At 73.4% G+C, this 24,044-nt stretch carries 21 protein-coding genes and 1 pseudogene; 6 read left to right on the forward strand and 16 right to left on the reverse strand.

The window, feature by feature from the left end; translation table 11 throughout:
• The first annotated feature begins 16 nt into the window (after positions 1–16).
• Positions 17–1,357, forward strand: coding sequence for a nicotinate phosphoribosyltransferase (locus OIE51_RS09375; RefSeq protein ID WP_326600580.1), 1,341 nt, complete (start codon positions 17–19; stop codon positions 1,355–1,357).
• A gap of 83 nt (positions 1,358–1,440) precedes the next feature.
• Positions 1,441–2,034, forward strand: a complete 594-nt coding sequence (locus tag OIE51_RS09380) for an isochorismatase family protein (protein WP_326596868.1) — start codon at positions 1,441–1,443, stop codon at positions 2,032–2,034.
• Positions 2,035–2,069: 35 nt separating this feature from the next.
• Here the strand turns inward: OIE51_RS09380 and OIE51_RS09385 are convergent, their stop codons facing one another.
• The gene (locus OIE51_RS09385) at positions 2,070–2,405 is read right to left on the reverse strand and encodes a hypothetical protein (protein WP_326596869.1); all 336 of its coding nucleotides are present in this window, start codon (positions 2,403–2,405) and stop codon (positions 2,070–2,072) included.
• Positions 2,406–2,559: 154 nt separating this feature from the next.
• Entirely contained in the window at positions 2,560–4,923 is a 2,364-nt protein-coding gene (locus OIE51_RS09390) for an immune inhibitor A domain-containing protein (protein WP_326596871.1), read from the reverse strand.
• Positions 4,924–5,181: 258 nt separating this feature from the next.
• On the opposite strand from OIE51_RS09390, the gene OIE51_RS09395 reads away from it, so the two are divergent.
• Positions 5,182–5,418, forward strand: coding sequence for a hypothetical protein (locus OIE51_RS09395; protein ID WP_326596872.1), 237 nt, complete (start codon positions 5,182–5,184; stop codon positions 5,416–5,418).
• 67 nt (positions 5,419–5,485) lie between these two features.
• On the opposite strand, the gene OIE51_RS09400 is transcribed toward OIE51_RS09395, so the two are convergent.
• From OIE51_RS09400 to OIE51_RS09410, 3 genes are all read right to left on the reverse strand, one after another.
• Entirely contained in the window at positions 5,486–6,100 is a 615-nt protein-coding gene (locus OIE51_RS09400; RefSeq protein WP_326596874.1) for an RDD family protein, read from the reverse strand.
• Between the two features lie 77 nt (positions 6,101–6,177).
• A complete protein-coding gene (locus OIE51_RS09405; RefSeq protein WP_326596875.1) occupies positions 6,178–7,935 on the reverse strand; it encodes an RDD family protein in 1,758 nt (585 codons plus the stop codon).
• A 103-nt stretch (positions 7,936–8,038) separates the two neighbouring features.
• Positions 8,039–8,590: a GNAT family N-acetyltransferase gene (locus OIE51_RS09410; protein WP_326596876.1), complete on the reverse strand. Its 552-nt coding sequence runs from the start codon at positions 8,588–8,590 to the stop codon at positions 8,039–8,041.
• A 161-nt stretch (positions 8,591–8,751) separates the two neighbouring features.
• On the opposite strand from OIE51_RS09410, the gene OIE51_RS09415 reads away from it, so the two are divergent.
• On the forward strand, positions 8,752–9,195 hold the full coding sequence (locus OIE51_RS09415) for an SsgA family sporulation/cell division regulator (RefSeq protein ID WP_326596878.1): 444 nt from the start codon (positions 8,752–8,754) through the stop codon (positions 9,193–9,195).
• On the opposite strand, the gene OIE51_RS09420 is transcribed toward OIE51_RS09415, so the two are convergent.
• Complete coding sequence (locus tag OIE51_RS09420; RefSeq protein ID WP_326596880.1) at positions 9,175–9,660, reverse strand: Lrp/AsnC family transcriptional regulator; 486 nt, start codon at positions 9,658–9,660, stop codon at positions 9,175–9,177. The two genes, OIE51_RS09415 and OIE51_RS09420, sit on opposite strands and share 21 nt — an antisense overlap.
• 120 nt (positions 9,661–9,780) lie before the next feature.
• On the opposite strand from OIE51_RS09420, the gene hppD reads away from it, so the two are divergent.
• Positions 9,781–10,911: a 4-hydroxyphenylpyruvate dioxygenase gene (gene hppD / locus OIE51_RS09425; protein ID WP_326596881.1), complete on the forward strand. Its 1,131-nt coding sequence runs from the start codon at positions 9,781–9,783 to the stop codon at positions 10,909–10,911.
• A gap of 149 nt (positions 10,912–11,060) precedes the next feature.
• Here the strand turns inward: hppD and OIE51_RS09430 are convergent, their stop codons facing one another.
• The 9 genes and pseudogenes from OIE51_RS09430 to OIE51_RS09470 form a co-directional block, all read right to left on the reverse strand.
• The gene (locus OIE51_RS09430; RefSeq protein WP_326596882.1) at positions 11,061–11,891 is read right to left on the reverse strand and encodes a S16 family serine protease; all 831 of its coding nucleotides are present in this window, start codon (positions 11,889–11,891) and stop codon (positions 11,061–11,063) included.
• Between the two features lie 10 nt (positions 11,892–11,901).
• Positions 11,902–12,546, reverse strand: coding sequence for an IclR family transcriptional regulator (locus OIE51_RS09435; RefSeq protein ID WP_326596885.1), 645 nt, complete (start codon positions 12,544–12,546; stop codon positions 11,902–11,904).
• A 183-nt stretch (positions 12,547–12,729) separates the two neighbouring features.
• Positions 12,730–14,541 carry a DEAD/DEAH box helicase gene (locus tag OIE51_RS09440; protein WP_326596887.1) on the reverse strand — a complete coding sequence of 604 codons (1,812 nt, stop codon included), beginning with the start codon at positions 14,539–14,541 and terminating at the stop codon, positions 12,730–12,732.
• Between the two features lie 327 nt (positions 14,542–14,868).
• Positions 14,869–16,329 carry an MFS transporter gene (locus OIE51_RS09445; protein WP_326596889.1) on the reverse strand — a complete coding sequence of 487 codons (1,461 nt, stop codon included), beginning with the start codon at positions 16,327–16,329 and terminating at the stop codon, positions 14,869–14,871.
• Positions 16,330–16,422: 93 nt separating this feature from the next.
• Positions 16,423–18,708, reverse strand: coding sequence for a xanthine dehydrogenase family protein molybdopterin-binding subunit (locus tag OIE51_RS09450; protein WP_326600581.1), 2,286 nt, complete (start codon positions 18,706–18,708; stop codon positions 16,423–16,425).
• 41 nt (positions 18,709–18,749) lie between these two features.
• Positions 18,750–19,667 (reverse strand): annotated as a pseudogene (locus OIE51_RS09455) ((2Fe-2S)-binding protein); the annotation flags it as partial.
• Positions 19,668–20,110: 443 nt separating this feature from the next.
• Entirely contained in the window at positions 20,111–21,016 is a 906-nt protein-coding gene (locus OIE51_RS09460) for an FAD binding domain-containing protein (protein ID WP_326596892.1), read from the reverse strand.
• Between the two features lie 284 nt (positions 21,017–21,300).
• On the reverse strand, positions 21,301–21,591 hold the full coding sequence (locus OIE51_RS09465) for a DUF3039 domain-containing protein (RefSeq protein WP_326596894.1): 291 nt from the start codon (positions 21,589–21,591) through the stop codon (positions 21,301–21,303).
• Positions 21,592–21,602: 11 nt separating this feature from the next.
• Positions 21,603–22,160 carry a YqgE/AlgH family protein gene (locus OIE51_RS09470; RefSeq protein ID WP_326596895.1) on the reverse strand — a complete coding sequence of 186 codons (558 nt, stop codon included), beginning with the start codon at positions 22,158–22,160 and terminating at the stop codon, positions 21,603–21,605.
• Positions 22,161–22,299: 139 nt separating this feature from the next.
• Between OIE51_RS09470 and murA the strand changes: the two genes are divergently transcribed.
• Positions 22,300–23,619 (forward strand): UDP-N-acetylglucosamine 1-carboxyvinyltransferase, encoded by a 1,320-nt coding sequence (gene murA, locus OIE51_RS09475; protein WP_326596897.1) that lies wholly within the window; start codon positions 22,300–22,302, stop codon positions 23,617–23,619.
• A 130-nt stretch (positions 23,620–23,749) separates the two neighbouring features.
• Here murA and OIE51_RS09480 read toward each other — a convergent pair whose 3' ends face one another.
• A complete protein-coding gene (locus OIE51_RS09480) occupies positions 23,750–24,031 on the reverse strand; it encodes an HU family DNA-binding protein (protein WP_326596898.1) in 282 nt (93 codons plus the stop codon).
• Positions 24,032–24,044 lie beyond the last annotated feature (13 nt).

Here is a 24,044-nt window from a genome sequence, read left to right on the forward strand (position 1 = left end):
TTGATCCATGGATGTCATGGACGACGCGGGGCTCGGACTGCCGGTGCCCGTGCCCTCGACCGCGCTCTTCACCGACCAGTACGAGCTCACGATGCTCCAGGCCGCGCTGCGCGCGGGCACGGCCCACCGCCGCTCGGTCTTCGAGGTGTTCACCCGCCGCCTGCCCGAGGGCCGCCGCTACGGCGTGGTGGCCGGCACCGGCCGGGTCCTGGACGCGGTGGAGAACTTCCGATTCGAGCCGCCGATCCTCGACTTCCTGCGCGAGAACGCGATCGTCGACGGCCCGACCCTGGACTGGCTGGCCGGGTACCGCTTCACCGGCGACGTCCACGGCTATCCCGAGGGCGAGGTGTACTTCCCGGGCTCCCCGATCCTGCGGGTGGAGGGCACGTTCGCGGAGTGCGTGCTGCTGGAGACGGTGATCCTGTCGATCCTCAACCACGACAGCGCGATCGCCGCCGCGGCCTCGCGGATGGACGTGGCCGCCGCCGGCCGGCCGCTGATCGAGATGGGCGCCCGGCGCACGCACGAGCTGTCCGCCGTCGCCGCCGCCCGCGCCGCGTACGTCGGCGGCTTCGCGTCCACCTCCGACCTCGCCGCCGGGTTCCGGTACGGCATCCCGACGGTCGGTACCAGCGCGCACGCCTTCACGCTGCTGCACGACTCGGAGCGGGACGCCTTCACCGCCCAGGTGCGGTCGCTCGGCGCCGGGACGACGCTGCTGGTGGACACGTACGACGTCACCGAGGCCGTCCGCACCGCCGTGGAGGTGACCGGGCCGGAGCTGGGGGCGGTCCGGATCGACTCCGGCGACCTGCTGGTCGTCGCGCACCGGGTGCGGCGCCAGCTCGACGAGCTCGGCGCGCGGGAGACCAGGATCATCGTCACCAGCGACCTGGACGAGTACGCCATCGCCTCGCTCGCGGCGGCCCCGGTGGACGCCTACGGGGTCGGCACCCAGCTCGTCACCGGCAGCGGGCATCCGACGTGCTCGATGGTCTACAAGCTGGTGGCCCGCGCCGCCGGCGACGCTCCCGCCGCGCCGCTGGTCCCGGTGGCGAAGAAGTCCACGGGCGGCAAGCTGTCGATCGGCGGCGTCAAGTGGGCGGCCCGGCAGACCGACGCCCACGGCGTCGCGGAGGCCGAGGTCGTCGGGGTGGGTCCGGTGCCGGCGGAGCTGGCTGAGCGGCGGGTCGGCGTGGCGCTGATGCGCGGCGGCCGGGCCGTGGCGCGGGAGCGCCTGGACGCCGCCCGCGACCGGCACCGGGCCGCCCGGTCCGGGCTGCCGCTGTCGGCCACCCAGCTCTCCCGGGGCGAGCCCGTGCTCCCCACCCGGTACGTCGGCACGCGCGGCTAGGGCTGCGACGCGGTGTCCTGGCCTAGGCTCGGCATCGGCCCCGAGCGCTCACCATCGAACACGGAATCCGAAGAGGTGTCCCCATGCATCGCGCACTGATCGTCGTCGATGTGCAGAACGACTTCTGTGAGGGAGGCAGTCTCCCCGTTCCCGGCGGTGCGGACGTCGCCGCCGCCATCACGGATCTCATCGGCGCCACGACCCCGGGCTACCGGCACGTCGTGGCGACCCGTGACCACCATGTCTCGCCCGGTGACCACTTCTCCGACCACCCCGACTTCGCCCACTCGTGGCCGCGCCACTGCGTCGCCGGCACCGAGGGCGTGGGCTTCCATCCGAACTTCGCCCCGGCCGTCACCTCCGGGGCCGTGGACGCCTGCTTCGACAAGGGCGCCTACGCGGCGGCGTACAGCGGCTTCGAGGGCGCCGACGAGTCGGGCACGAGTCTGGCGGACTGGCTGCGCGCGCGGGACGTGTCGGCCGTGGACGTGGTGGGGATCGCCACCGACCACTGCGTGCGGGCGACGGCCATGGACGCGGTGGCGGCGGGGCTGACCACGCGGGTGCTGCTCGGACTGACCGCCGGGGTGGCCCGGGAGACGGTGGACGTCGCGCTGCGCGAGATGTCGGCGGCGGGCGTGGAGCTGTCCGGCGAGCCGGTGATCCGGACCGCCTGACCGTGCCGGCCGCCGTCCGGGCGCCCGGGGGCCGCTCAGGCCACGTGGGAGGCGCGGACGATGCGGGAGGGGCGGCCCAGCAGGTGCGCCATCGGGTGCCAGCTCTCGGTGGCGACCGCCGGGGTGGAGCGCCAGACGACGCCCTCGGGGTGATGCAGCACGGCCGAGATCTCGTCCGGGGTGGGGGGCGCGCCGTTGCCGCGGAGGTAGACCGAGCGCAGCCCCAGGTTCCGCAGCCGGGTCAGCGCCCGGGCCCGGTTCGCCGCGTGGACCAGCACCCGCACGGCCCTGGCGGGCGCGTCGGGGCGGGGCAGGGCGAGCGCGACGACGACACTGCCGTCGGGGAGCTGGACGAAGCCTCCATCGGTCATGGGGAACCTCTCGTGCGGCGGAAGACGTGACCCCACATCCTTACGCGCTCGGCCGCCGCCCGTCGAGGGCGGCGGCCGAGATGTGCTCTGACCTGCTGTTTTATGTCAGATAAGATCAAACTCCGTCAGATGATGACGAAATGCGATCACATCATTACCGCCCACTGGGGCTCACGCGGACGGTGATCGGCTGGCTGCCGCTCGCCGGCTGGGTGACGATCGTGATCCTGGTGTTGGAGTCCGGGACCACGACGCTGTTCGACGGGTTGTCCTCGTCCCAGTAGGTGCCCCGGTGGTCGTCGAAGACCGGATTCCCCGGGGCGGCGGGCAGCGTCGTCGGCTGGCTGTTCTTGTGCAGCGTCAGCCGCTTGACGGGGTTGAGGCTGAACGTCGCGTCCCGCGTCTGGACCCGGTTGCGGATCACCGTGCCGTCCGACCAGTGTTCGACGCCCGCGTGGGCGTCCACCGGCAGGATGAGGCCCTGGCCGGGATGCTGGCTGACATCGTTGTCGAGCTGCGAGGTGTCCCACAGCCACACCAGCATGCCGCTCTGGTACGGGAAGTGCTCCACCCGGTCCGGCCGACTGTCCTGGAAGCCGAAGTTGTACGGCCCCGTCCGCAGCGTCCGGTCGTAGCCGACGTACTGACGGTTCTGCACGATGTAGTACTGCGGGTAGGAGTCGGTGATGGACGCGCCGACGACGCTGAAGCCGTCCGCCGTCCAGTCCCCTTCGCCGCTCTCCGCGTCGTCGGAGAAGACGGTCGCACCATCGGCGGTGACCGTGATGCTGTCGGCCGTGAACCCGGTCTGGGCCACCGAGCCGTCCGTCTGGTAGCGGAAGCGCAGCTCCGCCGGAGCGCCCGCGTAGGCGTCCAGCGGGAACGACAGGGCCCGGTCGCCGCCCGACTCGCCGGTCAGCACGGACCGGTCGGCGCTGTCGCGCGGCAGCGGCTCACCGTCCGCCGTGCCCTCCAACGGAGTCCAGGTCGCGCCGCCGTCGGCGGACGCCTCGACGTACAGGAAGTCGTAGCCCTCCTCGGTGCTCCACCAACCGGTCAGATCGAGGGAGGCGTCGGAGGCGGAGCTCAAGTCCACTGTGCGGGACAGGGTGTTGCTCAGGTCATCACCCGAACCGCTCCACCACTGCGCGGCCCCCTGGGCGGGGTGGTGTATCTGGGTGGTGACGGTCTTCTCCGGCAGTTCGACGATCAGGCCCTGTGTCGCGCGGTCGCGGTTGCCCTCGGGGTAGGAGAGGGACGACGCGCCGAGCTGGTGGGTCGACCTGGTCGCGGCCCGCGCCACCTCGTAGTCCAGCCAGCCGAGTTGCAGCTTCTCCCAGGGGCCCATGTCGTTGGGCAGGGCACCGATGGTGCCGTCTCCCAGGCCCAGCCAGGAGCCGGACGACATCAGCGTCCAGAAGCCGGTGCCGTTCTCGCCGCCCTGGGTGTCGTACAGGTCGGGCAGGCCGAGGTCGTGCGTGAACTCGTGGGCGAAGACGCCGAGTCCGCCGTTCTCGGGCTGGATCGTGTAGTCGCCCACCCAGATCCCGGTGTCGGCGATCTCGGTGCCGCCGACCGGGTTGTACCCGGGGCCGGTGGTGCCGATCCGGTCCGCGAAGGCGTACCAGCGGTGGGCCCAGATGGCGTCCTCGCCCTCCGCGCCGCCGCCGGCCGACTCATCCTCGCCCGCGTGCACGATCTGGAAGTGATCGAGGTAGCCGTCCGGCTCGTTGAAGTCGCCGTCGCCGTCGTAGTCGTAGCGGTCCTGGAGGTCGTACTCGGCCAGCCTGGCGGCGATCTCCTCCGGGGTCAGGCCCGCGGCGAGCTGGTCCTCGTACCAGGCGTTGACCCCGTCGCCGACCACCTCCCACACGGAGCGGCAGACGTTCGAGCCACAGGCGTTGTTGCCGTATCTGGCCTCGTTGTAGTCGACCGTGACCCAGTCGCTGACCTCGCCGTCGACCGTGTAACGGCCCGAGGACTGCCGCTCGAAGTACTGCCGCATCGACGGGGTGTCGTAGTCCTCCGAGTAGTAGATGTCCTCGTAGTACTCCCGGTCGAAGTCCTCTTGCCAAATGGTGGAATTGTCCACCGAACGATCCGGCTCCGGAATCTCGTTGACCCGCGGACCCGTGTCACCGCCGAAGTCCGGGTGGATCTGATCACCGAACTCGACCAGGATGGTGAAGATCTTGTCGGTGCCGGTGGTGGCCACCTCCACGAACTCGCCGTCGCTGAGCTCCACGACCTCGGAGCCGCCCTGGGAACGGGCCGTCGCCTCCCCGGAGATGAGCTGCTCCCGCGCCTCCTGCTGCTGGAGCTCGCGCTTGTCCGCCAGTGGGTTCTCCAGCTGCGGCTCGGCCCCGAACAGCCGCTCGGCCCGCGCTCCTTCGGCTGAGTCGTCGGGTGTCCGGGCGGAAGCCTCCCCGGCCGGGGCGAGCACCGCCGCGCCGATGGCGGCGATAGCCGCCGCGACAGCGGCAGTAGCGGATCTCTTGGATCTCTTTCCCGTAATCACGTGTTCGTGGTCCTCCCCTGCGCACGCAGTGATGTGACGGGACGCATTTGACATGAGTGCAGCAGAAAAAAACAGACCTCGATGCGCCTTCAGGGGGCAACTACCGTCTTCGCGGCATCTGTCGAGACCATGACTCCGTGCGCCCCCCGTGCCCCCGCCGTGCGAGCAAGGTCACGCTTATCAGACGCTCCGGATGGGCATCGAAGCCCGGGGACGGCACCCCGCCGAGGACGGCACCTCCATCAGGACGGACAGAACATGCGGCACCTGACTTTCGCGCAGATCGCCTGCGGTTCGGCCATGGTCATCGCGCTCACCTTCGTGGCGCTGTTCCTCGCCCCGGAGGCGTCCGGTCCCGCGGTGGCGCTGATCGCGGTCGCCGCCCTGGTGCTCGGAGCCGTGACCGCGGTGGTGGTCCGGGCCCGCGGACACGCCGCCGCTCCGGTGCGCCGGCCCGCGCCCGCCACGCCCGAACGGCCCGGCGCCCGGGTCTGACCTCCGGCGCCGCGCGCTCGCCGGCTCACGGCTCACGGCTCACGGCTCACGGCTCACGGCTCACGGCTCACGGCACCGAGACCACCACGGTCTTCGCCGCCTTGTCGTGCAGGCACTGCCGGTAGGGCTTGTCCCGGGTGCAGAACAGGACGTTCACCAGCCAGAAGAGGAAGCCGAAGCACGGCACGATCTGCGGCAGCGAGTACACCCCGGCGCGGGTCCAGGCCGGTCCGCCGCGCGGCACCGCCCCGTCCGCGAGCATTGCGACCCGCACGCGCATGAGTATCTTGCCCACGGTCTGACCACGGGCGCTGAGCATCAGCCCCTCGTAGACGAAGTAGACCAGCAGCACGATCGTCTGCTGGGCGTACGAGCCGCCGCCGGAGTCGTTGAACTCGTAGTCGCCCATCGCCGGCCAGAGGATGAGCGTCACCGGGATGCCGACCAGGACGGCGTCGATGATCCGGGCGAGCAGGCGCCGGCCGAGCGAGGCCAGCGGCGGCATACCGGCCAGCGGATCGACGGCGCCGCCCGCGCCGCCGTAGGGATTCGCGCCGTACGGACCGGCGCCGTACGGATCCGCGGGCGGGGGCGCCTCGGGGAGCCCGGGTCCATCGGTCGGGGCGGCGGGATCGCGCTCCGGCTCACCGCCGGGGCCGGGCTGCGGCTGCTCGGTGCTCATGCCCGCCAGTCCAACCCGGATCGGGCCGCCCCGCATCCCGGCGGGGGACGGCCGGGGTACAAGTGCGGCCGAGCGGGTCAGTCGGGCCGCTTGGCGCCCGCGACGAAGGTGTGGGCCGCCTTGTCGTGCCACGCCTGCCGCCAGGGCCGGTCGCGCACGCCCATCAGCAGACTGACGACGCCCACGACCAGCAGCGAGAGCAGGCTGTACACCAGCCACCGCAGCGTCGCCGCGCCGAACGCCGGCTTCTCCTGGCTCGCCACGTCCAGGACGCGGAGCCTGAACATCGCCTTGCCCAGGGTGCGGCCCCAGAACGCGGTCGGCAGCGCTTCGAGCAGGAGCCCCGCGCCGAGGAACACGCCGAGGACCAGGGCGAGATAGCCGCCTGTGGTGCCGTCGATGAGCCAGATCGTCTCGGTGACGCCGGCCCGCTCGGCCGCGTCGATCTGCTCGTCGATGTGGTCCTGGGCCTGCCCGACCAGCGGCAGCGCGACCGCGACGGCGGCGCCGAGGGGCAGCAGGCTGTCGACGATACGGGCCATCAGCCGCCGCCCGAGCCCGGCCGGATACGCCTGCCCGGGGTCGGCGAACGCGCCGATCATGGTGAGGGGAGCGCCCTGATGGGACTGGAGGAAGGGCGACTGGGGTGCCTGCGGGGCCTGCTGCTGCGGATAGCCATAGCCGCCGGGGGCCGGCCCGGCCTGCGGCTGCGGCTGCGGCTGTGCCTGGACCGGCTGCTGGGGCGGATACCCGTACCCCGGCGCGGGCTGCCCCGGCGCCGGCTGCGGCACGGGGGCGGGCTGCGGCGGAAGCGCCTGCGGGGCGGAAGCCTGGGGCGCCACGGCCTGCGGAGGCTGGGCCTGCTGAGGCACGGACCGCGGCTGCTGGGCCTGGACGGGAGCCGACGGCTGCGGAGGCGCCTGGACCGGCACCCCGGGCGGCGGACCGGCCTGCTGCGGAGGGCTGACCTGCTGCTGGGGCGGGGCGGCCTGCGGCTGCTGGGCCTGGACGGGAGCCGACGGCTGCGGAGGCGCCTGGACCGGCACCCCGGGCGGCGGACCGGCCTGCTGCGGAGGGCTGACCTGCTGCTGGGGCGGGGCGGCCTGCGGCTGCTGGGCCAGCTCCCGCACCTGACGCTCCCAGGAGCCCCCCTCGGGCAGGCGCAGGGCCGCGGTCTGCTCCTGGGCGTCGGGCTGCGCCGCCCGCGACTCCGGCCGCTTCGGCGGCTGCCGCGAGCCCTCGACCGGCGTGCGGCGGAACTGCCCGCGCGGATCCACCCGGCCCGCGCCCGCGACCGGCGACGTGCTGACGTCCTCGTCGGAACCCCAGGTGACGCGCTGGTCCGCGCCGAACCCGGACTGCTGGCCGACGTCCACCCGCCAGGCGCCGCCCTGCTCCTGCCGCTCCTGCCGCTCCTGCCGCTCCTGCCGCGCGGGCGTCACGTCGCCGCGCCCGCGCCGCTCCGGCAGCGCGTCGCCGCCGCCCGAGGCGGGCGCGGACGCGGGGAGCTCGGCCGGCCCGGCGGCCGGGGGCTTGGTCGCGGCGGCGCCCTCCCCCGGAGTCCGTCCCGGGGGCGGGGCCTCGTCGAAGAAGAAGGGCTGCGTCTCCTCGCGGGCGGCCGGGACCGCCGGCGCCGGCTGCGGGGCCGCCGCGCCGGAGGGCGGCGTGGGCACCGGCTCGCCCTCCTTCGGCTCGGGTCGGCTGCTGCCCGGCACCCAGGCAGCACCGTTCCAGTACCGGATGTAGCCGGGGATGGAGGGGTCCGGATACCAGTTGGGCCCCGGGCCGCCGCCTGCGCTACCTGTGGGCGGGGAGCCTGCGGGTGGGGAGCTCATGCGGATCCGAATCTCCTCGTCCGTGCCGTGCTGGATCAGTCTCCGGGGTATGCATGGTAGTCGCCGGACGGCACCCGCTGCCCCGATCCTTTCGAGAGGGACCTTAGCCAACTCCCGCCCCGGCGTGAGAGCCCCCCGGGGTGATCCGGGTGAGATCCAGGCGCCAGTCGTGGCACCGTATCGGATGGCCCTTCGGGTACTCGAAGTCGACGGCGCCCAGCAGGGTGAAGCCGGCCTTGCGGCAGATCGCGTTCGACGCCGGATTCCCCAGCGAGGGGAAGGCGTGCAGATACCGGTGCTTGCGCTCGGCCGCCGCCGCCTCGGCCGTCGCCACGGCGGCGGCCGAGGCTATGCCCCGCCCCTGGAACTCCGGCAGCACGCTCCAGCCCGTCTCGTAGACCGCCTCGCCCGCCCGCTCCGTCTCCCAGAACCCGATGACGCCCGCGGGCACTCGCTCCGGCAGCGACAGCAGGCTGAACATCCGGCCCTTCCCCGTCGCCGGGAGCGCCACATACCGCCGGTGCCGGTCCAGCAGCTTGGCCTCCGGCTCGGGGCCGCCCAAATGGGCCATCATCTCCGGCGCGTTCTGCCGCCGGAGCAGCTCGAAGTCGTCCTCGCTCCACGGCACCAGGGCCACCGGCCGTTCCCGCGTCATGCTGCCGACCGTACAACCCGGCACTGACAACGGCCGCCGGGGAGACCGCCCGGGAAGGAAGCACCGGGAAAAACGTGGGAAGTGGCGTAATAACCGGCCGCCCCTCCCCTCTCTTTCCCCGCAGCCGCCCACCCCGCAGGAGAGAAGAAGAGGCCACGCGCATGCACACCATCATCGAACGGGAGCTCGACCTCCAGCTCGTGCTCTCGCCCGAGCGCAGCGTCACCGTCCCCGCTCTGCTGCGCTACCGCTCGGACGATCCGTTCGCCGTGCACGTCACCTTCCACCTCGGCTCGGAGGCGCCCGTGCGGTGGACCTTCGCCCGTGACCTGCTGGTGGAGGGGCTCTTCCGCCCCTCGGGACAGGGCGACGTCCTGCTGTGGCCGGCCCGGGCCGAGGGCCGGGACGTCGTCTGGCTCTCACTGCGCTCGCCGGACGGCGACGCCCTGCTGCGCGCCCCGGCCGCCGCGCTGTCGGCCTGGCTGGAGCGCACCATGCGGCTGGTGCCGCCGGGCGCCGAGACCGAGCAGATCGACATGGACGAGGCGCTGCGCGCCCTGCTCACCGCCTCCCCCGCCGAGGGCTCAGGGGACGCGGCCGGCTGAGAGCCGCGCGGCGTGCCGCACGAGCGGGAGGACGCGCAGCGGCACCGGGTTCTCCATGACGATGGCCGTGGACGACCGCACGATGCCCTCGAAGTCCACCACCTCGTCGATGACCCGCTGGAGATCCTCGTTCGAACGGGCGACCAGCCGGCAGAGCATGTCGCCCTCACCGGTGATGGTGTGCAGCTCCAGCACCTCGGGGACGGCACCGAGATGGCGGCGCACCTCCTCGCCCTGTCCCTGCTTGATCTCCAGCGTGGCGAACGCGGTGACCGGGAAGCCGATCGCGGCCGGGTCGACGTCCGGACCGAACCCGCGGATCACCCCGCCCGAGCGGAGCTTCTCCAGCCGGGCCTGGGCGGTGCCGCGCGCCACGCCGAGCCGCCGCGACGCCTCCAGCACGCCGATCCGCGGCTCGCGGGCGAACAGCTCGATCAGGCGTGCGTCGAGCTCGTCGATACCCATCCGTGCCTCCCCTGGACAACCTGTACAGATCGATTGACGCTACGCGCGTCTCACCATGCATCCTGCCCAGTGAATATGCGAACTATTGCACAGGGTGCGAAGCGGGCGCACCCTGCGGATATGACTGAGTCCACATGGGCCGACCCGTTCCCCGTCCTGGGGATGGACGCGGTGGTCTTCGCCGTCGGCAACGCCAAACAGGCCGCGCACTACTACTCAACGGCGTTCGGGATGACCCTCGTCGCCTACCGGGGGCCGGAGAACGGCCACCGCGAGACCGCCACCTACGTCCTGGAGTCGGGCAGCGCGAGGTTCGCCGTCACCTCGGTCATCCGGCCGTCGACCCCCGAAGGACGCGCGCTGGCCCGCCATGTCGCCGAGCACGGCGACGGCGTGGTCGACCTGGCCATCGAAGTGCCCAATGCCCGCGCCGCGTTCGCGCACGCCGTCGAGCACGGCGCCCGCGCGGTGTCCGCACCGCGCGAACTCTCCGACGAGAACGGCACGGTGGTGCTCGCCGCCATCGCCACCTACGGCGAGACCCGGCACACGCTGGTCGAACGCGCCGACTACAAGGGCCCCTACCTGCCGGGCTTCGTGTCCGCCGATCCCCTGGACGTGGCGGACACAGCGGACGGACACCGGACGTTCCAGGCGGTCGACCACTGCGTGGGCAACGTCGAACTCGGGCGCATGGACGAGTGGGTGGACTTCTACCGCCGCGTCATGGGCTTCACCAACATGAAGGAATTCGTCGGCGACGACATCGCCACCGAGTACTCGGCGCTGATGTCGAAGGTCGTCGCGGACGGCACCGGCAAGGTGAAGTTCCCGATCAACGAGCCCGCGCCCGGGAAGAAGAAGTCGCAGATCGACGAGTACCTGGAGTTCTACGGCGGGCCCGGCGTGCAGCACATCGCGCTGGAGACCGACGACATCGTCCATACCGTGCGGACCATGCGCGAATCCGGCGTGGAGTTCCTGGACGTGCCCGGGTCGTACTACGACACGCTCGGCGAGTGGGTGGGCGAGACCCGGGTGCCGGTCGGCACGCTGCGCGAGCTGAGGATCCTCGCCGACCGCGACGAGGACGGCTATCTGTTGCAGATCTTCACCAAGCCGGTACAGGATCGGCCGACGGTCTTCTTCGAGTTGATCGAACGGCACGGCTCGCTGGGATTCGGCAAAGGGAACTTCAAAGCTCTCTTCGAAGCGATCGAGCGTGAACAGGCCCGGCGGGGGAATCTGTAAGAACACCACCCCCCACAGCCGCCCCCGCGACCTGCACACGCGGGGGCGGTTCCCTGCCCGGAGCTCGTGGCGGCCCGTGGCCGGCCCGTCGCGGAGCACGGCGGAGCACGGCGGAGCACGGCGGAGCACGGCGGAGCACGGCGAGACCGTCAGCAGGAGGGCACGGACTCCCCGGCGTTCAGCGCCCGCAGGCTGTCCACCGCGTCCCGCAGCGTGGTGACGGGGACCAGCCGCAGCCCCTCCGGCAGGTTGGCGCTCGCGTCCGAGCACTCGTCGCGCGGCACCAGGAAGACGGTGGCGCCGTCGCGTCCGGCGCCTTGGGTCTTGAGCGGCACGCCGCCGACGGCCCCGACGGTCCCGTCCGCGTCGATGGTCCCGGTGCCGGCCACCACCCGGCCGCCGGTGAGGTCGCCGCCCTCGCCGTCACCGTCCAACAGCTCCACGATGCCCAGCGACAGCAGCAGTCCGGCGCTCGGCCCGCCCACCTCGCCGAGGTCGAGCTCCACCGTCACGTCGTCCGCGTCCAGGCCGAGATAGGACAGGGCGGCGGCCACCGCCGTGTCCTGCGACTCGCGCATCTGGGCCTGGTTGTGCTCCCTGATCTCCTCCGTGTCGTCGCCCACCGGGTAGACCGCGTCGCGCGGCATGATCGCTTCGTCGTCAGCGAGGTAGCCGCTGACGACGTCCGCCATCCGTACGGTCGCGTCCGGCGAGGTGGCGGTGATCGTGGTGATCCGCAGTTCGCCCGCCGGGTCGCGGACCGGCGCGCCGGAGATGGTGATGACCGGAACACCCTCGTGCTCGCCGAGCACGTCAGCGGTGAGGCCGGGGTGGGTCACCGAGAACGGCAGCGGTACGAGGGCCGCCACCGTGAGCAGGGCGGCGACCGGCGCCGCGCACAGGGCGAGCAGCAGCGGCCTGCGGCGGTCGGGCGGCGACGGCGGGGCGGGCGCCTTGGTTTCGGTGGGGGCGGCGGGCATGGCAGCGAATCTAACGCAGGACCGCCGCCACCTCCTGAGCGGCCCGGACCACGCGGGGCCCGACCTCGGGCGGCACGGCCTCGCTGAGCATGACGACGCCGACGCTGCCCTCAATGCCGCACTCGCGCGGCAGCGGGGCCGCGGCGCCGCTCGCGCCCGCCTCCAACTCCCCGTGCGTGAGCACGAAACCGTCCTCGTCGATGATGTCCTTGCTGCGCCCGGTGAGGATCGCCCGGCCCGCCGCGCCCCGGTCCAGCGGGTGCCGGAAGCCGGTGCGGTAGGCCACGTGGTAGTCGGTCCAGCTCGGCTCCACCACGGCCACGGCCAGCGCGTCCGTGCCGTCCACGACGGTGAGGTGGGCGGTGGCGCCCACGTCCTCGGCGAGGGAGCGCAGCGCGGGCAGCGCGGCCTCCCGCACCAGGGGGTGGACCTGCCGGCCGAGGCCGAGGACGCCCACCCCGACGCGGGCCCTGCCCCCGGCGTCACGGCGCACCAGGGAGTGTTGCTCCAGGGTGGCGAGGAGACGGTAGACGACGGTCCGGTTGACGCCGAGCTGTTTGGACAGCTCGGTCACGGTCAGCCCGTGGTCGGTCTCGGCGAGCAGTTTGAGGACACGCAGCCCTCTGTCGAGCGTCTGGGAGGTCTCCGCTGTCACGCCCCCTCCTTGTTCACTTGCCCGCCCGCCGGGCGAAGGCGCGGCTTCTCGGTCATCCTCGGTCGCCGGGCGTACGGTGACCGGAAACTTATCCATCGTCACCGGTCAGCGGAAGAGCCTGTCCAGAATCCGAGCAATTGACGGTCGATTCCGATCATTATGCGGCATGGAATCCGCTTCGGATCACCGCATTCGGGTGGCCCACTCCCGCACCTTCAGGACGCGCTGCCGCAGCTGCCCCGCCGTGGCCTCGGCCGTGGGCGGGCCACCGCAGGCGCGGCGCAGCTCGGTGTGGATCACGCCGTGCGGCTTGCCCGACTGGTGGGAGTAGGCGCCGACCAGCGAGTTCAGCTCGCGGCGCAGCTCCATCATCTCCTTGTGGCTGAGCACCGGCCGCCGCTCGGCGGGGAGCTCGATCAGGTCGGCCTCCTCGTCCGGCTTCCGGCGACTGTGCGCGATCTGCCGCTGCTGCCGCTTGTGCAGCAGGACGCGGACCTGCTCGGGTTCGAGCAGCCCCGGGATGCCGAGGTAGTCCTGCTCCTCCTCGCTCCCCGGACGCGCCTGCATGCCGAACTCGGCGCCGTCGTACATCACCCGGTCGAAGACGGCCTCGGACTCCAGCGCCTCGAAGGGGAGCTGGTCCTGCTCCCCGTCCGGCTCGTCCCGCTGCCGCTCGGCCTCCTTGAGCAGATCGGCCTCGGGGTCGTACGGGTCCTCGTCGCCGGCCTTCTTCGGCTTGTCCAGCACGTGATCGCGTTCGAGCTCCAGCTCATGGGCGAAGCCGAGCAGCGACGGGATGGTGGGCAGGAAGACGGACGCGGTCTCGCCGCGCCGCCGCGAACGCACGAAACGGCCCACGGCCTGGGCGAAGAACAGCGGCGTGGCGATCGTGGTCGCGTAGACCCCCACCGCGAGCCGGGGCACGTCGACGCCCTCGGAGACCATCCGGACCGCGACCAGCCAGCGGCCGGCCGAGGTCCTGAAGTCGTCGATGCGCCCCGAGGCGCCGCCGTCGTCGGAGAGCACCACGGTGGCGGGCTCGCCGGTGATCTCCCGGATCAGCTTGGCGTAGGCGCGGGCGGCGTCCTGGTCGCTGGCGATCACCAGGCCACCCGCGTCGGCCACGGATCTGCGCACCTCGGTCAGCCGCCGGTCGGCGGCGCGCAGCACGGCGGGCATCCACTCACCCTTGGGGTCCAGGGCGGTCCGCCACGCCTGCGAGGTGGCGTCCTTGGTCATCGGCTCCCCGAGCCGCGCGGCCACCTCGTCCCCGGCCTTGGTGCGCCAGCGCATGCTGCCGCTGTAGGAGAGGAAGATGACGGGCCGCACGACGCCGTCGGCCAGCGCGTTGCCGTACCCGTAGGTGTAGTCCGCGACGGAACGGCGGATGCCGTCGTTCCCCTCCGCGTAGGCGACGAACGGGATGGGATGGGTGTCGGAGCGGAACGGCGTCCCGGTCAGCGCCAGCCGCCGCGCGGCCGGCTCGAACGCCTCCAGGCACGCCTCGCCCCACGAGCGGGAGTCCCCGGCGTGGTGGATCTCGTCCAGGATCACCAGCGTCTTGCGCTGCTCGCAGCGGTTGCGGTGCAGCATCGGCCGGACGCCGACGCCCGCGTAGGTGACGGCCACGCCGTGGTAGTCGCGGCCGACGGGCCCCGCGCTGTAGTCCGGATCGAGCCTGATCCCTATCCGCGCGGCGGCGTCCGCCCACTGCGTCTTGAGGTGCTCGGTCGGCGCGACGACGGTGATCTGCCGCACGATGTGGTGGTGCAACAGCCAGGAGGCGAGGGTGAGCGCGAAGGTGGTCTTACCGGCGCCCGGTGTGGCCACCGCGAGGAAGTCCCGTGGCTGCGCGGCGAGATAGGCGTCCATCGCCCCCTGTTGCCAGGCCCGCAGCTTGCTCGCCGTCCCCCAGGGGGCGCGGCCGGGGAAGGCGGGCGAGAGGTGGTGCGACGACGGGGACGGAGAGGCGGAAGGCGAGGCGGTGGTACTCACGATCTCCGGGCGGGGTGGACGACGACGGACGGAACAACGACCGCCGCCAGCGTATCCCCCGCCACCGGACCGGGAGACGCGGCTCAGGTCACACCGTCCCGGAGGGAACGCGACACCCGCGCGATGAGCGGCACCTCCTCCGTCTCGCCCGCCGCGACATCGATCACCGGGCCGTGGGCGGCGTCCTGGCGCGATGGCGCGCGTGTGCCGCCCCTCTTCCGCCGCGACGCCCCTGGCGAGCTTCCCGGATCTCATCGGGCGACCGAGGATCCATAGCCGTACCGAAACAGCACGACAGCCGGGACCGGACCCGCACCAGTACCACGTTCACCCCCTGGCGCGGAGCCGGCCCGAGACCGCGATGCTCAGCAGGGCCGCCGCCGTCGTGCAGGCGTAGACCGCCACGAACGCGCCGGCGCCCACCGTCGTGGCCGTCGTCCCGTCCGCCGTCGCCGCCGTGTCGCCGCCGAGGGCGGCGAAGAGGCTGCCCACCGCCGTCAGCATCGCCACGTTTCCCAGGCTGTCGAAGACCTGGAGGGACGCCACGTTGCCGCCCGCCTCCTCCGGCGTCGACAGCCGCAGCACCAGCACGCCGACCGAGGCGACGGCCAGGCCCATGCCGAAGGCGCCGACCGACAGGGTGACCGCCGGGAGCCAGACCGGGACCGCGTCGACCAGCACCAGCGGGGTCGTCGCCACGGCCAGCGCCACCAGCACAGTGCCCAGGGCCGTCAGCCGGTAACGGCGTGGCTCGGCCCCCGGGAGGGACTGGGCGTACGAGCCCAGCGCCCACAGCCCGCCGGACGCGGCCAGCGCGAGGCCGGCCTCGGTGTAGGACAGGCCGCGCTGGGTGACCAGCATCAGCGGCAGGAACGCCTGCGACGCCAGCCACGCGGCCGACAGCAGGCCGCGCAGCGTGATCACGGACGGCAGCCCGCGCGCCGCGCGGAACGTGCCGCGCGGCAGCAGCCGCAGCGCGGACGGCACCAGCAGCGCGAGGCCGGCGGCCACCGGGATCAGCGACAGCCAACGCGGGTCCTGCCCGCCGTACTGGAGCAGTCCGGCGCCGACCGCCACGGTCCCGGCCAGCCGCAGCCGCCGCCCGTCGAACCGGCCGGTCGGCGCGCCCTCCGGCGCCCCGGAGAACTGCCCGCGCAGCGCCGGAAGCATGATCATCAGCGGCAGCACGACCAGGACGGTGATGCCGAGGAACACCCACCGCCAGCCGAACCGTTCCGTCACCGTGCCCGCGATCACCGGCCCCACCATCGACGGCACCACCCAGGCCGCCGAGAACGACGCCAGCGCCGCCGCCTGCAACCGCTCGGGGAACGCCCGCCGGACGAGCACGTACAGCGCCACGATCACCAGGCCGCCGCCCACGCCCTGCGCCGCCCGGCCCAGCACGAAGACCCACATCGTCGCGGCCGTCCCCGACAGCAGCAGCCCGGCCGCGAACGCCGCTATCCCGGCCAGCACGGGACCGGCCGGCCCGCGCCGGTCGGCCCACTGCCCGGCGACGACCATGCCCAGCAGGCTGGTGGTGAAGAACCCGGAGAACGCGAAGGCGTACAGCCCCAGCCCGTCCAGCGCCTCGGCCGCCGCCGGCATCGCCGTCCCGACGGCCATGGCCTCGAACGCGATCAGCAGGATCGTGCTGACGCAGCCGAGCGTCAGGGCCCGGTACGGCCGGCTGAGCACACCGCCCGCCGTCGACGCCGGGGGGGCCGGAGGCAGGGAAAGCGAGGGTTCGGGGGCAGCGGCCGGGGCGGCGTCGACGTCGGTCATACGTGACACGGTAAGGACCGTAGCCGCACTTCGCCTATGGCTGGGAGCCGTGAGATCCTCGGCCCCCGGCCGGCAGGCCCCGGCCTCCCGGCCCTAGGCCACTCCGACCGCCGACTGCGGCCGGATCGGCAGCCGGTTCACCGGGCGGCCGGTGGCGGCGCGGACCGCCGCCGCCACCGCCGCCGGCGACACCACGACCGGCACCGCGCTGACCGCCTTCGCCCCGAACGGCGCCACCACGTCCCGCTCCTCGATCAGCTTCACGATCCGCACCTCGGGCGCGTCCAGCGGCGTCGGCAGCGCGTACCCGGCCAGGTCGGGGCGGCGCACCATGCCGCGCACCACCCGCAGATGCTCGGTGAGCGCGGCGCCGACGCCCTGGGTGACCCCGGCCTCGATCCGGGCCTCCAGCTGCCGCGGGTTCAGCACCCGCCCGACATCCTGCGCGATCGCCATCTCCACCACACGCACCGAGCCCAGCTCCACGTCCACGTCCACCACCGCCCGGACGGCGGCGAAGGCCAGGCCGACGAAGGCGTCCCCCTGGCCGGCCTCGTTCAGCGGCTCGGTCGGGTGCGGGCGGCACTGGGCCGTCGCCCACAGCTCCTTGCCCTCCAGGGCCTCGGCCACGGTCGTGCTCAGCACCCCGTCGTAAGAGGTGATCTTGCCGTCGGCGATCGACAGCAGCTCGGCGGACATGCCGAACTTCGTGGCCAGCGGCTGGAGAAGCTGGGTGCGGACCATCTTGGCCGCCCGCTCCACCGCGCCGCCCGAGACCCAGGTGTGCCGCCCCCGGCCACCGGCCCCGGCCGATGGCTGGTCGGTGTCCACGGGCGCGACATGCACCTCGTCCACGCCCAGCACGTCCTGGACGATCTGCCGGGCCAGCGTCGCGAAGCCCTGTCCCGTCTCGACCGCCGCGCACAGCACGGTGGCGACCGCGCCCTCGACCTTCACCGTGGCCGTCGACACCTCGTCCGTGCCCTCGGCCCCGAGCATGTGCACCATGCCCAGCGCGTACCCGACGCCGCGCCGCACCGCGCCCGGCTCGGCCGGGCCGTCCGGGCCGCCGGGCAGCAGCCAGTCCTCGACCGGCCCGTCCTTCGGCAGCGCGGGCAGCGGCGCCTCGCGCACGGCGGCCAGCAGCTCGGCGACCGGCGCCGGGCAGGTCACGGTCTGGCCGGTGGGCAGCGGATCGCCGGTGGCCAGCACATTGCGCGCGCGCAGCTCGGCCGGGTCGATGCCGAGCCGGGCGGCCAGCATGTCCATCTGGCCCTCATACGCGGCGCACACCTGCAGGGCGCCCTCGCCACGCAGATAGCCGGAGGGCGGATTGTTCGTCCGAACGGCCCAGCCGTCGACCACCGCGTTCGGCACCACATAGGGACCGGCGGCGAACGAGACGGCGGCGGCCAGCGCCTCGGCCGAGTCGTCCGCGTACGCGCCCGCGTCCATCAGGAGCTGCGCCTCGACCTTGACCAGCTTCCCCTCGCGGTCGGCGTGGTGCCAGTACCGCAGCAGGGTCGGGTGCCGGTGGGCGTGGCCGAGGAACGACTCCTCGCGGGTCGCCGCGAACTTGACGGGGCTGCCGGTGCGGATGGCCAGCAGCGACAGCGGGAGCTGGAACCCCAGGTCCTCGCGGTCGCCGAGCGCGCCGGGCACCCCGGTGACGTAGATCTTGACCTGCTCGGGCTCCAGGCCCAGGCAGGCGGCGAGCCGGTCGCGGTCGGTGTGCGGGTCGGTGGTGCCGGTGTAGATCTCGACACCGCCGTCCGGGCGGGGCACGGCGAGACCGGACTCGGCTCCGATGAGCGCCGGGTCCTGCCGTCCGACGCGGTACAGGCCCTCGACCACGATCTCGCCGGTGGCGGCCGGGTCGCCGTACCGCAGTGGGATGTGGCGGATCAGGTTGCCGTCGGGGTGGAGGGGCTCGGCCTCGAACGACTTCTCCGGGTCGGTGACCGGGTCGAGGACCTCGTACTCCACGATGATCGCGGCGGCGGCGAGCCGGGCGGTCTCGGGGTGGTCGGCGGCGACGGCCGCGACCGGCTCCCCGTGGTACCGCACCACGTCGGAGGCCAGGGCGGGCCGGTCGGTGACGGACCGGCCGAGACCGGCCTCCCCCGCCACGTCCTGGTGGGTGACCACGGCCCGCACCCCGGGCATCTCGGCGGCCTCGGCGGTGTCGATGCCCTTGATGCGCGCGTGCGGGTGCGGGGAGCGCAGCACGGCGGCCCACAGCAGGCCCTCGGCCCACAGATCGGCGGTGTACGGGTAGGTCCCCCGCACCTTGGCGTCGGCCTCGGCGGGCTCCACCGAGGCGCCGAGGCCGTGCGGGTCCCGGCGCGGCGGGGCCTCGCCGCCCTGGGCGGGCACCATCGTCACGGCCGCCGCGTCCGGGGCCTGCGCCTGATCCGTCATCACACGCCTCCTGCCTGGGGATAACCCCGGCCGGAGGCCGGGGGCGGCCCGGCCTGGTGGGGAATGCGGGCGGTCTGCTCGTGAGCCGCGGGCAAGGCGGCGGGTCCGGCGACGGTCGCCGGGTCGTTCGGCTCGGGGGCGGGCTCGGGGGCCGGTGCGGGACGCGCGGCACGCTCGGCGCGTTCGCCGCGCTCGGCGCGCGGATTCCGCGCCGCGCGCTCGCTCACCACCGTGCGCACCGCGTCGAGCACCCCCCGGTAGCCGGAGCAACGGCACAGGTTGCCGCACAGGGCCCGGCGGGTCTCCAGCTCGGTGGGCGCCGGATTGCCCTCCAGCAGGTCGTGGACGGTCATGGCCATGCCGGGCAGGCAGAAGCCGCACTGCACGGCCGAGGCGGCCAGCGCCCGCTGCACGTCGGACGGCGTGCCATCGCCACCCAGGCCCTCGACCGTACGGATCTCGCTGTCAGCCGAGGTCGCCGCGGGCACCAGGCAGGCCGCCACCAGACGGCCGTCGACCTGGACCGAGCAGGCTCCGCACTCACCCTGCGCGCAGCCGTCCTTCGCGCCGGCCAGGCCGAGCCGCTCGCGCAGCACGTAGAGCAGCGATTCGCCGATCCACGCGCCGGAGACGGGCCGGTCCACGCCGTTGACGCGCAGCACGTACGAGACCTCGGGATGCTCACTGCGGCTGCCGCCCTGAGCGGCTCCCCCGGCCGCCTCGCCCGCCGTTTCGACGGGCACCGGCTCCACCGCGCCGGGCACGGGGGCGGGGGCGGGGATCTCCGGCGCGGATGCCGTCACCGGCGCCGCCGCCTGCGCGAGCACGGGCCCGGGCTCCGGCTCCGGCTCCGGCGGATGCGGCTCACCGGCCGGCGCCGCCGACCAGGGCGACGGGGGAACGGGCTCGCCGGCCGCCGACCACGGGGCCCTGTCGTGCCCGGCCTGCGGCGGCTCCGCGCCGGCCGGGCCGGCCGGGCCCGAGCCGGCGGGACCCTCGCCCAGCGGGCGGCGCCCGCCCGCCAGCGCAGCGCCCTGGCCCATGGCGGCGGCGGACGGCCGCTGCGGGGAGCGGGGAGCCGCGCCCCCGGCCTCCGGCTGCGGTGTGCCCCAGCCGAACGGCATCGTCCACTGCCCGGTCGCACCCGGGTCGGTGGTCGCCTCGGTGGTGGCCGGCGGCGCGGCGGGCCGACCGATCTCCGGCGGCCGGTACCCGTGGCCCGGCGCGGCGAGCGGCTCGCCGCCCGACTCCTCCGCGTAGCCGGGCGGAAGCTCTATGAAGGCGGTGGCCTCCGCGTCGTACTCGCCGCCCCAGCTCGGCTGCGGGCCGTGGGCGTCCGGGCCCGGCTGCTGTTCGTTGCTCATGCGAGAGCCCTTCCGAGTCCACGGCGGGCGAGTGTTGCCACGGTACGCCTCATGTGCAGCACGGCGGCGGGGAGTTGGGCGGGCTCGCCGCCGTCCTCCGGCGCCTGCGGGTCCGGGATGCAGGCCATCCCGACGTAGTCACCGAAGGCCGCGAGCACCTCAGGCGCCAGGTCGCGCTCGCCGTCCCAGTCGACCAGCGAGGCCACCCAGCGCTCCGCGTCCAGCGGGCGCAGCGGCATCGGGGCGACGGCGCCGACCGCGCAGCGCACCTCGCGGCGCATCGGGTCGAGCACCACGGCCACCGAGACGAGCGCGCGCCCGGGGCCGGTGCGGCTGGTGGCCTTGAGGAACGTCTGCGCGGCGTGCAGCAGCGGCACCCGGACGTGGGCCAGCAGCTCTCCCGGGCGCAGCCGGTCGCGGCCGGCCAGCAGGTGGCTGACGGGGATCTGCCGGCCATCCCCGTCGGGGCCCGCCACCAGCAGCGTCGCCTCCAGGGCGGCCAGCACGGGAAGGGTGTCGCCGGTGGGGGCGGCGGAGATGATGTTGCCGCCGAGCGTCCCGGCGTTGCGCACCTGCGGCGGCCCGGCGGAGCGGGCGGCGGCGGCCAGCCCCGGGATGAGGGCGGCGAAGTCGGGGCGGGCCATGCGCGCGTGGGTCAGGCACGCGCCCAGCAGCGCGTGACCGTCCTGATACGCCCAGCCGCGCAGCTCCGCCAAGCGCCCGAGGCCCACCAGGGCGGCCGGGCGCAGCAGCCCGGCGTTGACCCCGGCCATCAGGTCGGTACCGCCCGCGACCGGCACGGCCGCGGGCACCTCGGCCAGCGCGGCCACGGCGTCGTCCAGCGTGGCCGGGAGCGCGACGAGCCGGTCCGTCTGCGGTGCATGCGGTGCGTGCGTGCTCAATCCAGCCCCTTTCCGGTCGTCCCGGCTGCCGAGCCGTACGGTACGTGCTCAGGGCCGGGACGTGGCAACTCTGGCATAGATTCCGGCTCCGCCGACGCGGGGGTCGCCCGGCCGCGGGACGGGGTGGGGAGAGCCGGACCGGACGTGGACGGCATCTCACACGATCAGGGCATACGGGCGCGGCCCCGGCCGCCGCGGAAGGCGGCCGACCGGGGGCGCCACCCGGCTCCCGAGGGGGTCGGCGGGGGGCGTCCGCCGCCGGGCGCGGCCCGGCGGCGGGGCGGCTACTGCTTGCCGCCCTTGCCGTCCTTGCCGCCGCCCCCGAAGGAGCCCATGGACTCGTAGATCTCCTTGCACATGGGGCACACCGGGTACTTCTTCGGGTCCCGGCCGGGCACCCAGACCTTCCCGCAGAGCGCGACGACGGGGGTACCGTCCAACGCGCTCGCCATGATCTTGTCCTTCTGGACATAGTGGGCGAAGCGCTCGTGGTCGCCATCGCCGTGCGTCGTCTGCGGGGTGGGCTCGACGAGGGTGCCGGTGCCCGCTCCGCGCTCGGGCTCAACAGTGCTCATGAGTACCAAGCCTAATTGAGCGACGGGTCGTCCGGATATGTGGCGAGCAGGGCCAGACTGCCGCGCTGGCGGCGCAGCACGGCCCGCCACAGCCGCTCGGGGTCGGGCGCGGAGACGTCGCCCGGCTCGGAATCCACGACATACCAGGCACCCTCCTCCAGCTCCCGTTCGAGCTGCTCCGGCCCCCAGCCGGCGTAACCGGCGAAAATCCGCAGCGAGCCCACCTCGGCGGCCAGCACCTCGGGCGGCGCCTCCAGGTCGACCAGGCCGATCGAGCCGTGCACGCGGCGCCAGCCGAGCGTCCCGGAGCCGGGGACGACGGCGAGCGCGAGCGCGGCGTCCAGGGCGACGGGGCCGCCCTGGAAGACGACGCCGGGCTCGCCGGCGAGCGCGGCCCACGGTTCCAGGACCTCGGAGACGCCCACGGGTGTCGGGCGGTTGAGGACGACCCCCAGGGCTCCCTCGCGGTCGTGGTCGAGGAGCAGCACGACGGAGCGGTCGAAGTTCGGATCGGACAGCGCGGGCGTGGCCACCAGCAGCCGCCCGGTGAGCGAGGACGCCTCGGTCATGGAGCCATGATTCCGCATCGCCCGGGGTACTGGGGAATGCCGTCCACCGACCGCCCCCGGACCGCTCCGGCGGGGGCGCACTACCATCGATGCGGTTGGCCGCATCCATCCGCATCCATCCGCGCAGATCGTGAGTCTCATGACCGACGACGTACTTCTTGTTCACGGGGGCACCCCGATCGAGGGGGAGATCCGGGTCCGGGGGGCCAAGAACCTGGTGCCCAAGGCCATGGTGGCGGCGCTGCTCGGCAGCGCCCCCAGCCGGCTGCGGAACGTGCCCGACATCCGCGACGTGCGGGTGGTGCGCGGGCTGCTGCAGTTGCACGGCGTGACCGTGCGCAGCGGAGAGGAACACGGCGAGCTGGTGCTCGACCCCTCGCGCGTGGAGAGCGCGAACGTGGCCGACATCGACGCGCACGCCGGGTCCTCCCGCATCCCGATCCTGTTCTGCGGCCCGCTGCTGCACCGGCTCGGTCACGCCTTCATCCCGGGGCTCGGCGGCTGCGACATCGGCGGCCGGCCGGTCGACTTCCACTTCGACGTGCTGCGGCAGTTCGGCGCGGTGATCGAGAAACGGGCCGACGGGCAGTACCTGGAGGCGCCACGCGGCCTGCGCGGCTGCAAGATCCAGCTGCCGTACCCGTCGGTCGGCTCCACCGAGCAGGTGCTGCTGACGGCCGTGCTGGCCGAGGGCGTGACCGAGCTGTCCAACGCGGCCGTGGAGCCGGAGATCGAGGATTTGATCTGCGTGCTCCAGAAGATGGGCGCGATGATCTCGATGGACACCGACCGGACCATCCGGATCACCGGCGTCGAGCGGCTCGGCGGCTACACGCACCGGGCGCTGCCGGACCGGCTGGAGGCGGCGTCCTGGGCGAGCGCGGCGCTGGCCACCAAGGGCAGCGTCTACGTCCACGGCGCGAGCCAGCGGTCGATGATGACGTTTCTCAACGTGTACCGGAAAGTGGGCGGCGCGTTCGAGATCGACGAGCAGGGCATCCGCTTCTGGCACCCCGGCGGCCCGCTGAACGCGATCGCGCTGGAGACCGACGTGCACCCCGGCTTCCAGACGGACTGGCAGCAGCCGCTGGTGGTGGCGCTGACGCAGGCGTCGGGGCTGTCCATCGTGCACGAGACGGTGTACGAGTCGCGGCTCGGCTTCACCAGCGCGCTCAACCAGATGGGCGCGCACATCCAGCTCTACCGCGAGTGCCTGGGCGGCACGCCCTGCCGCTTCGGGCAGCGCAACTTCCTGCACTCCGCCGTGGTCTCCGGTCCCACCAAGCTGCACGGCGCGAATCTGGTCATCCCGGACCTGCGCGGCGGCTTCTCGTATCTGATCGCGGCACTGGCGGCCGAGGGCACCTCGCGGGTGCACGGGATCGGGCTGATCAACCGCGGCTATGAGAACTTCGTCCGGAAGCTGGAGAGCCTGGGCGCCAAGGTCGAGCGCCCGTAGGGGCGTTGGGGCACCGGCGCGTTCGAGGAAGAGTGCACGGACGTGAGTTCACTTAAGTGAGTTCACTGAAGAGAACGGAACAGAGAAGGGGTGGCCCGGCCGGGCCACCCCTTGTCGCGTGCTGAGAGCGTCACTTGCCCTTGGCGGCGTCCTTCAGCTTGGAGCCCGCGGACACCTTGACGCTGTATCCGGCCGGAATCTGGATCGGCTCCCCGGTCTGCGGGTTGCGGGCGGTCCGGGCGGCGCGGTGGGTCCGCTCGAAGGTCAGGAATCCGGGAATCGTGACCTTTTCGTCCCCCTTGGCAACGACCTCCCCGATGGTCTCGGCCAGGGCCGCCAGCACAGCGTCGGCGTCCTTCCGAGTCACCTCGGCGCGCTCCGACAGAGCGGCCACCAGCTCACTGCGGTTCATATTTCGTACTCCC

The sequence above is a fragment of the Streptomyces sp. NBC_01803 genome (genome assembly GCF_035917415.1).
GTDB lineage: Bacteria > Actinomycetota > Actinomycetes > Streptomycetales > Streptomycetaceae > Streptomyces.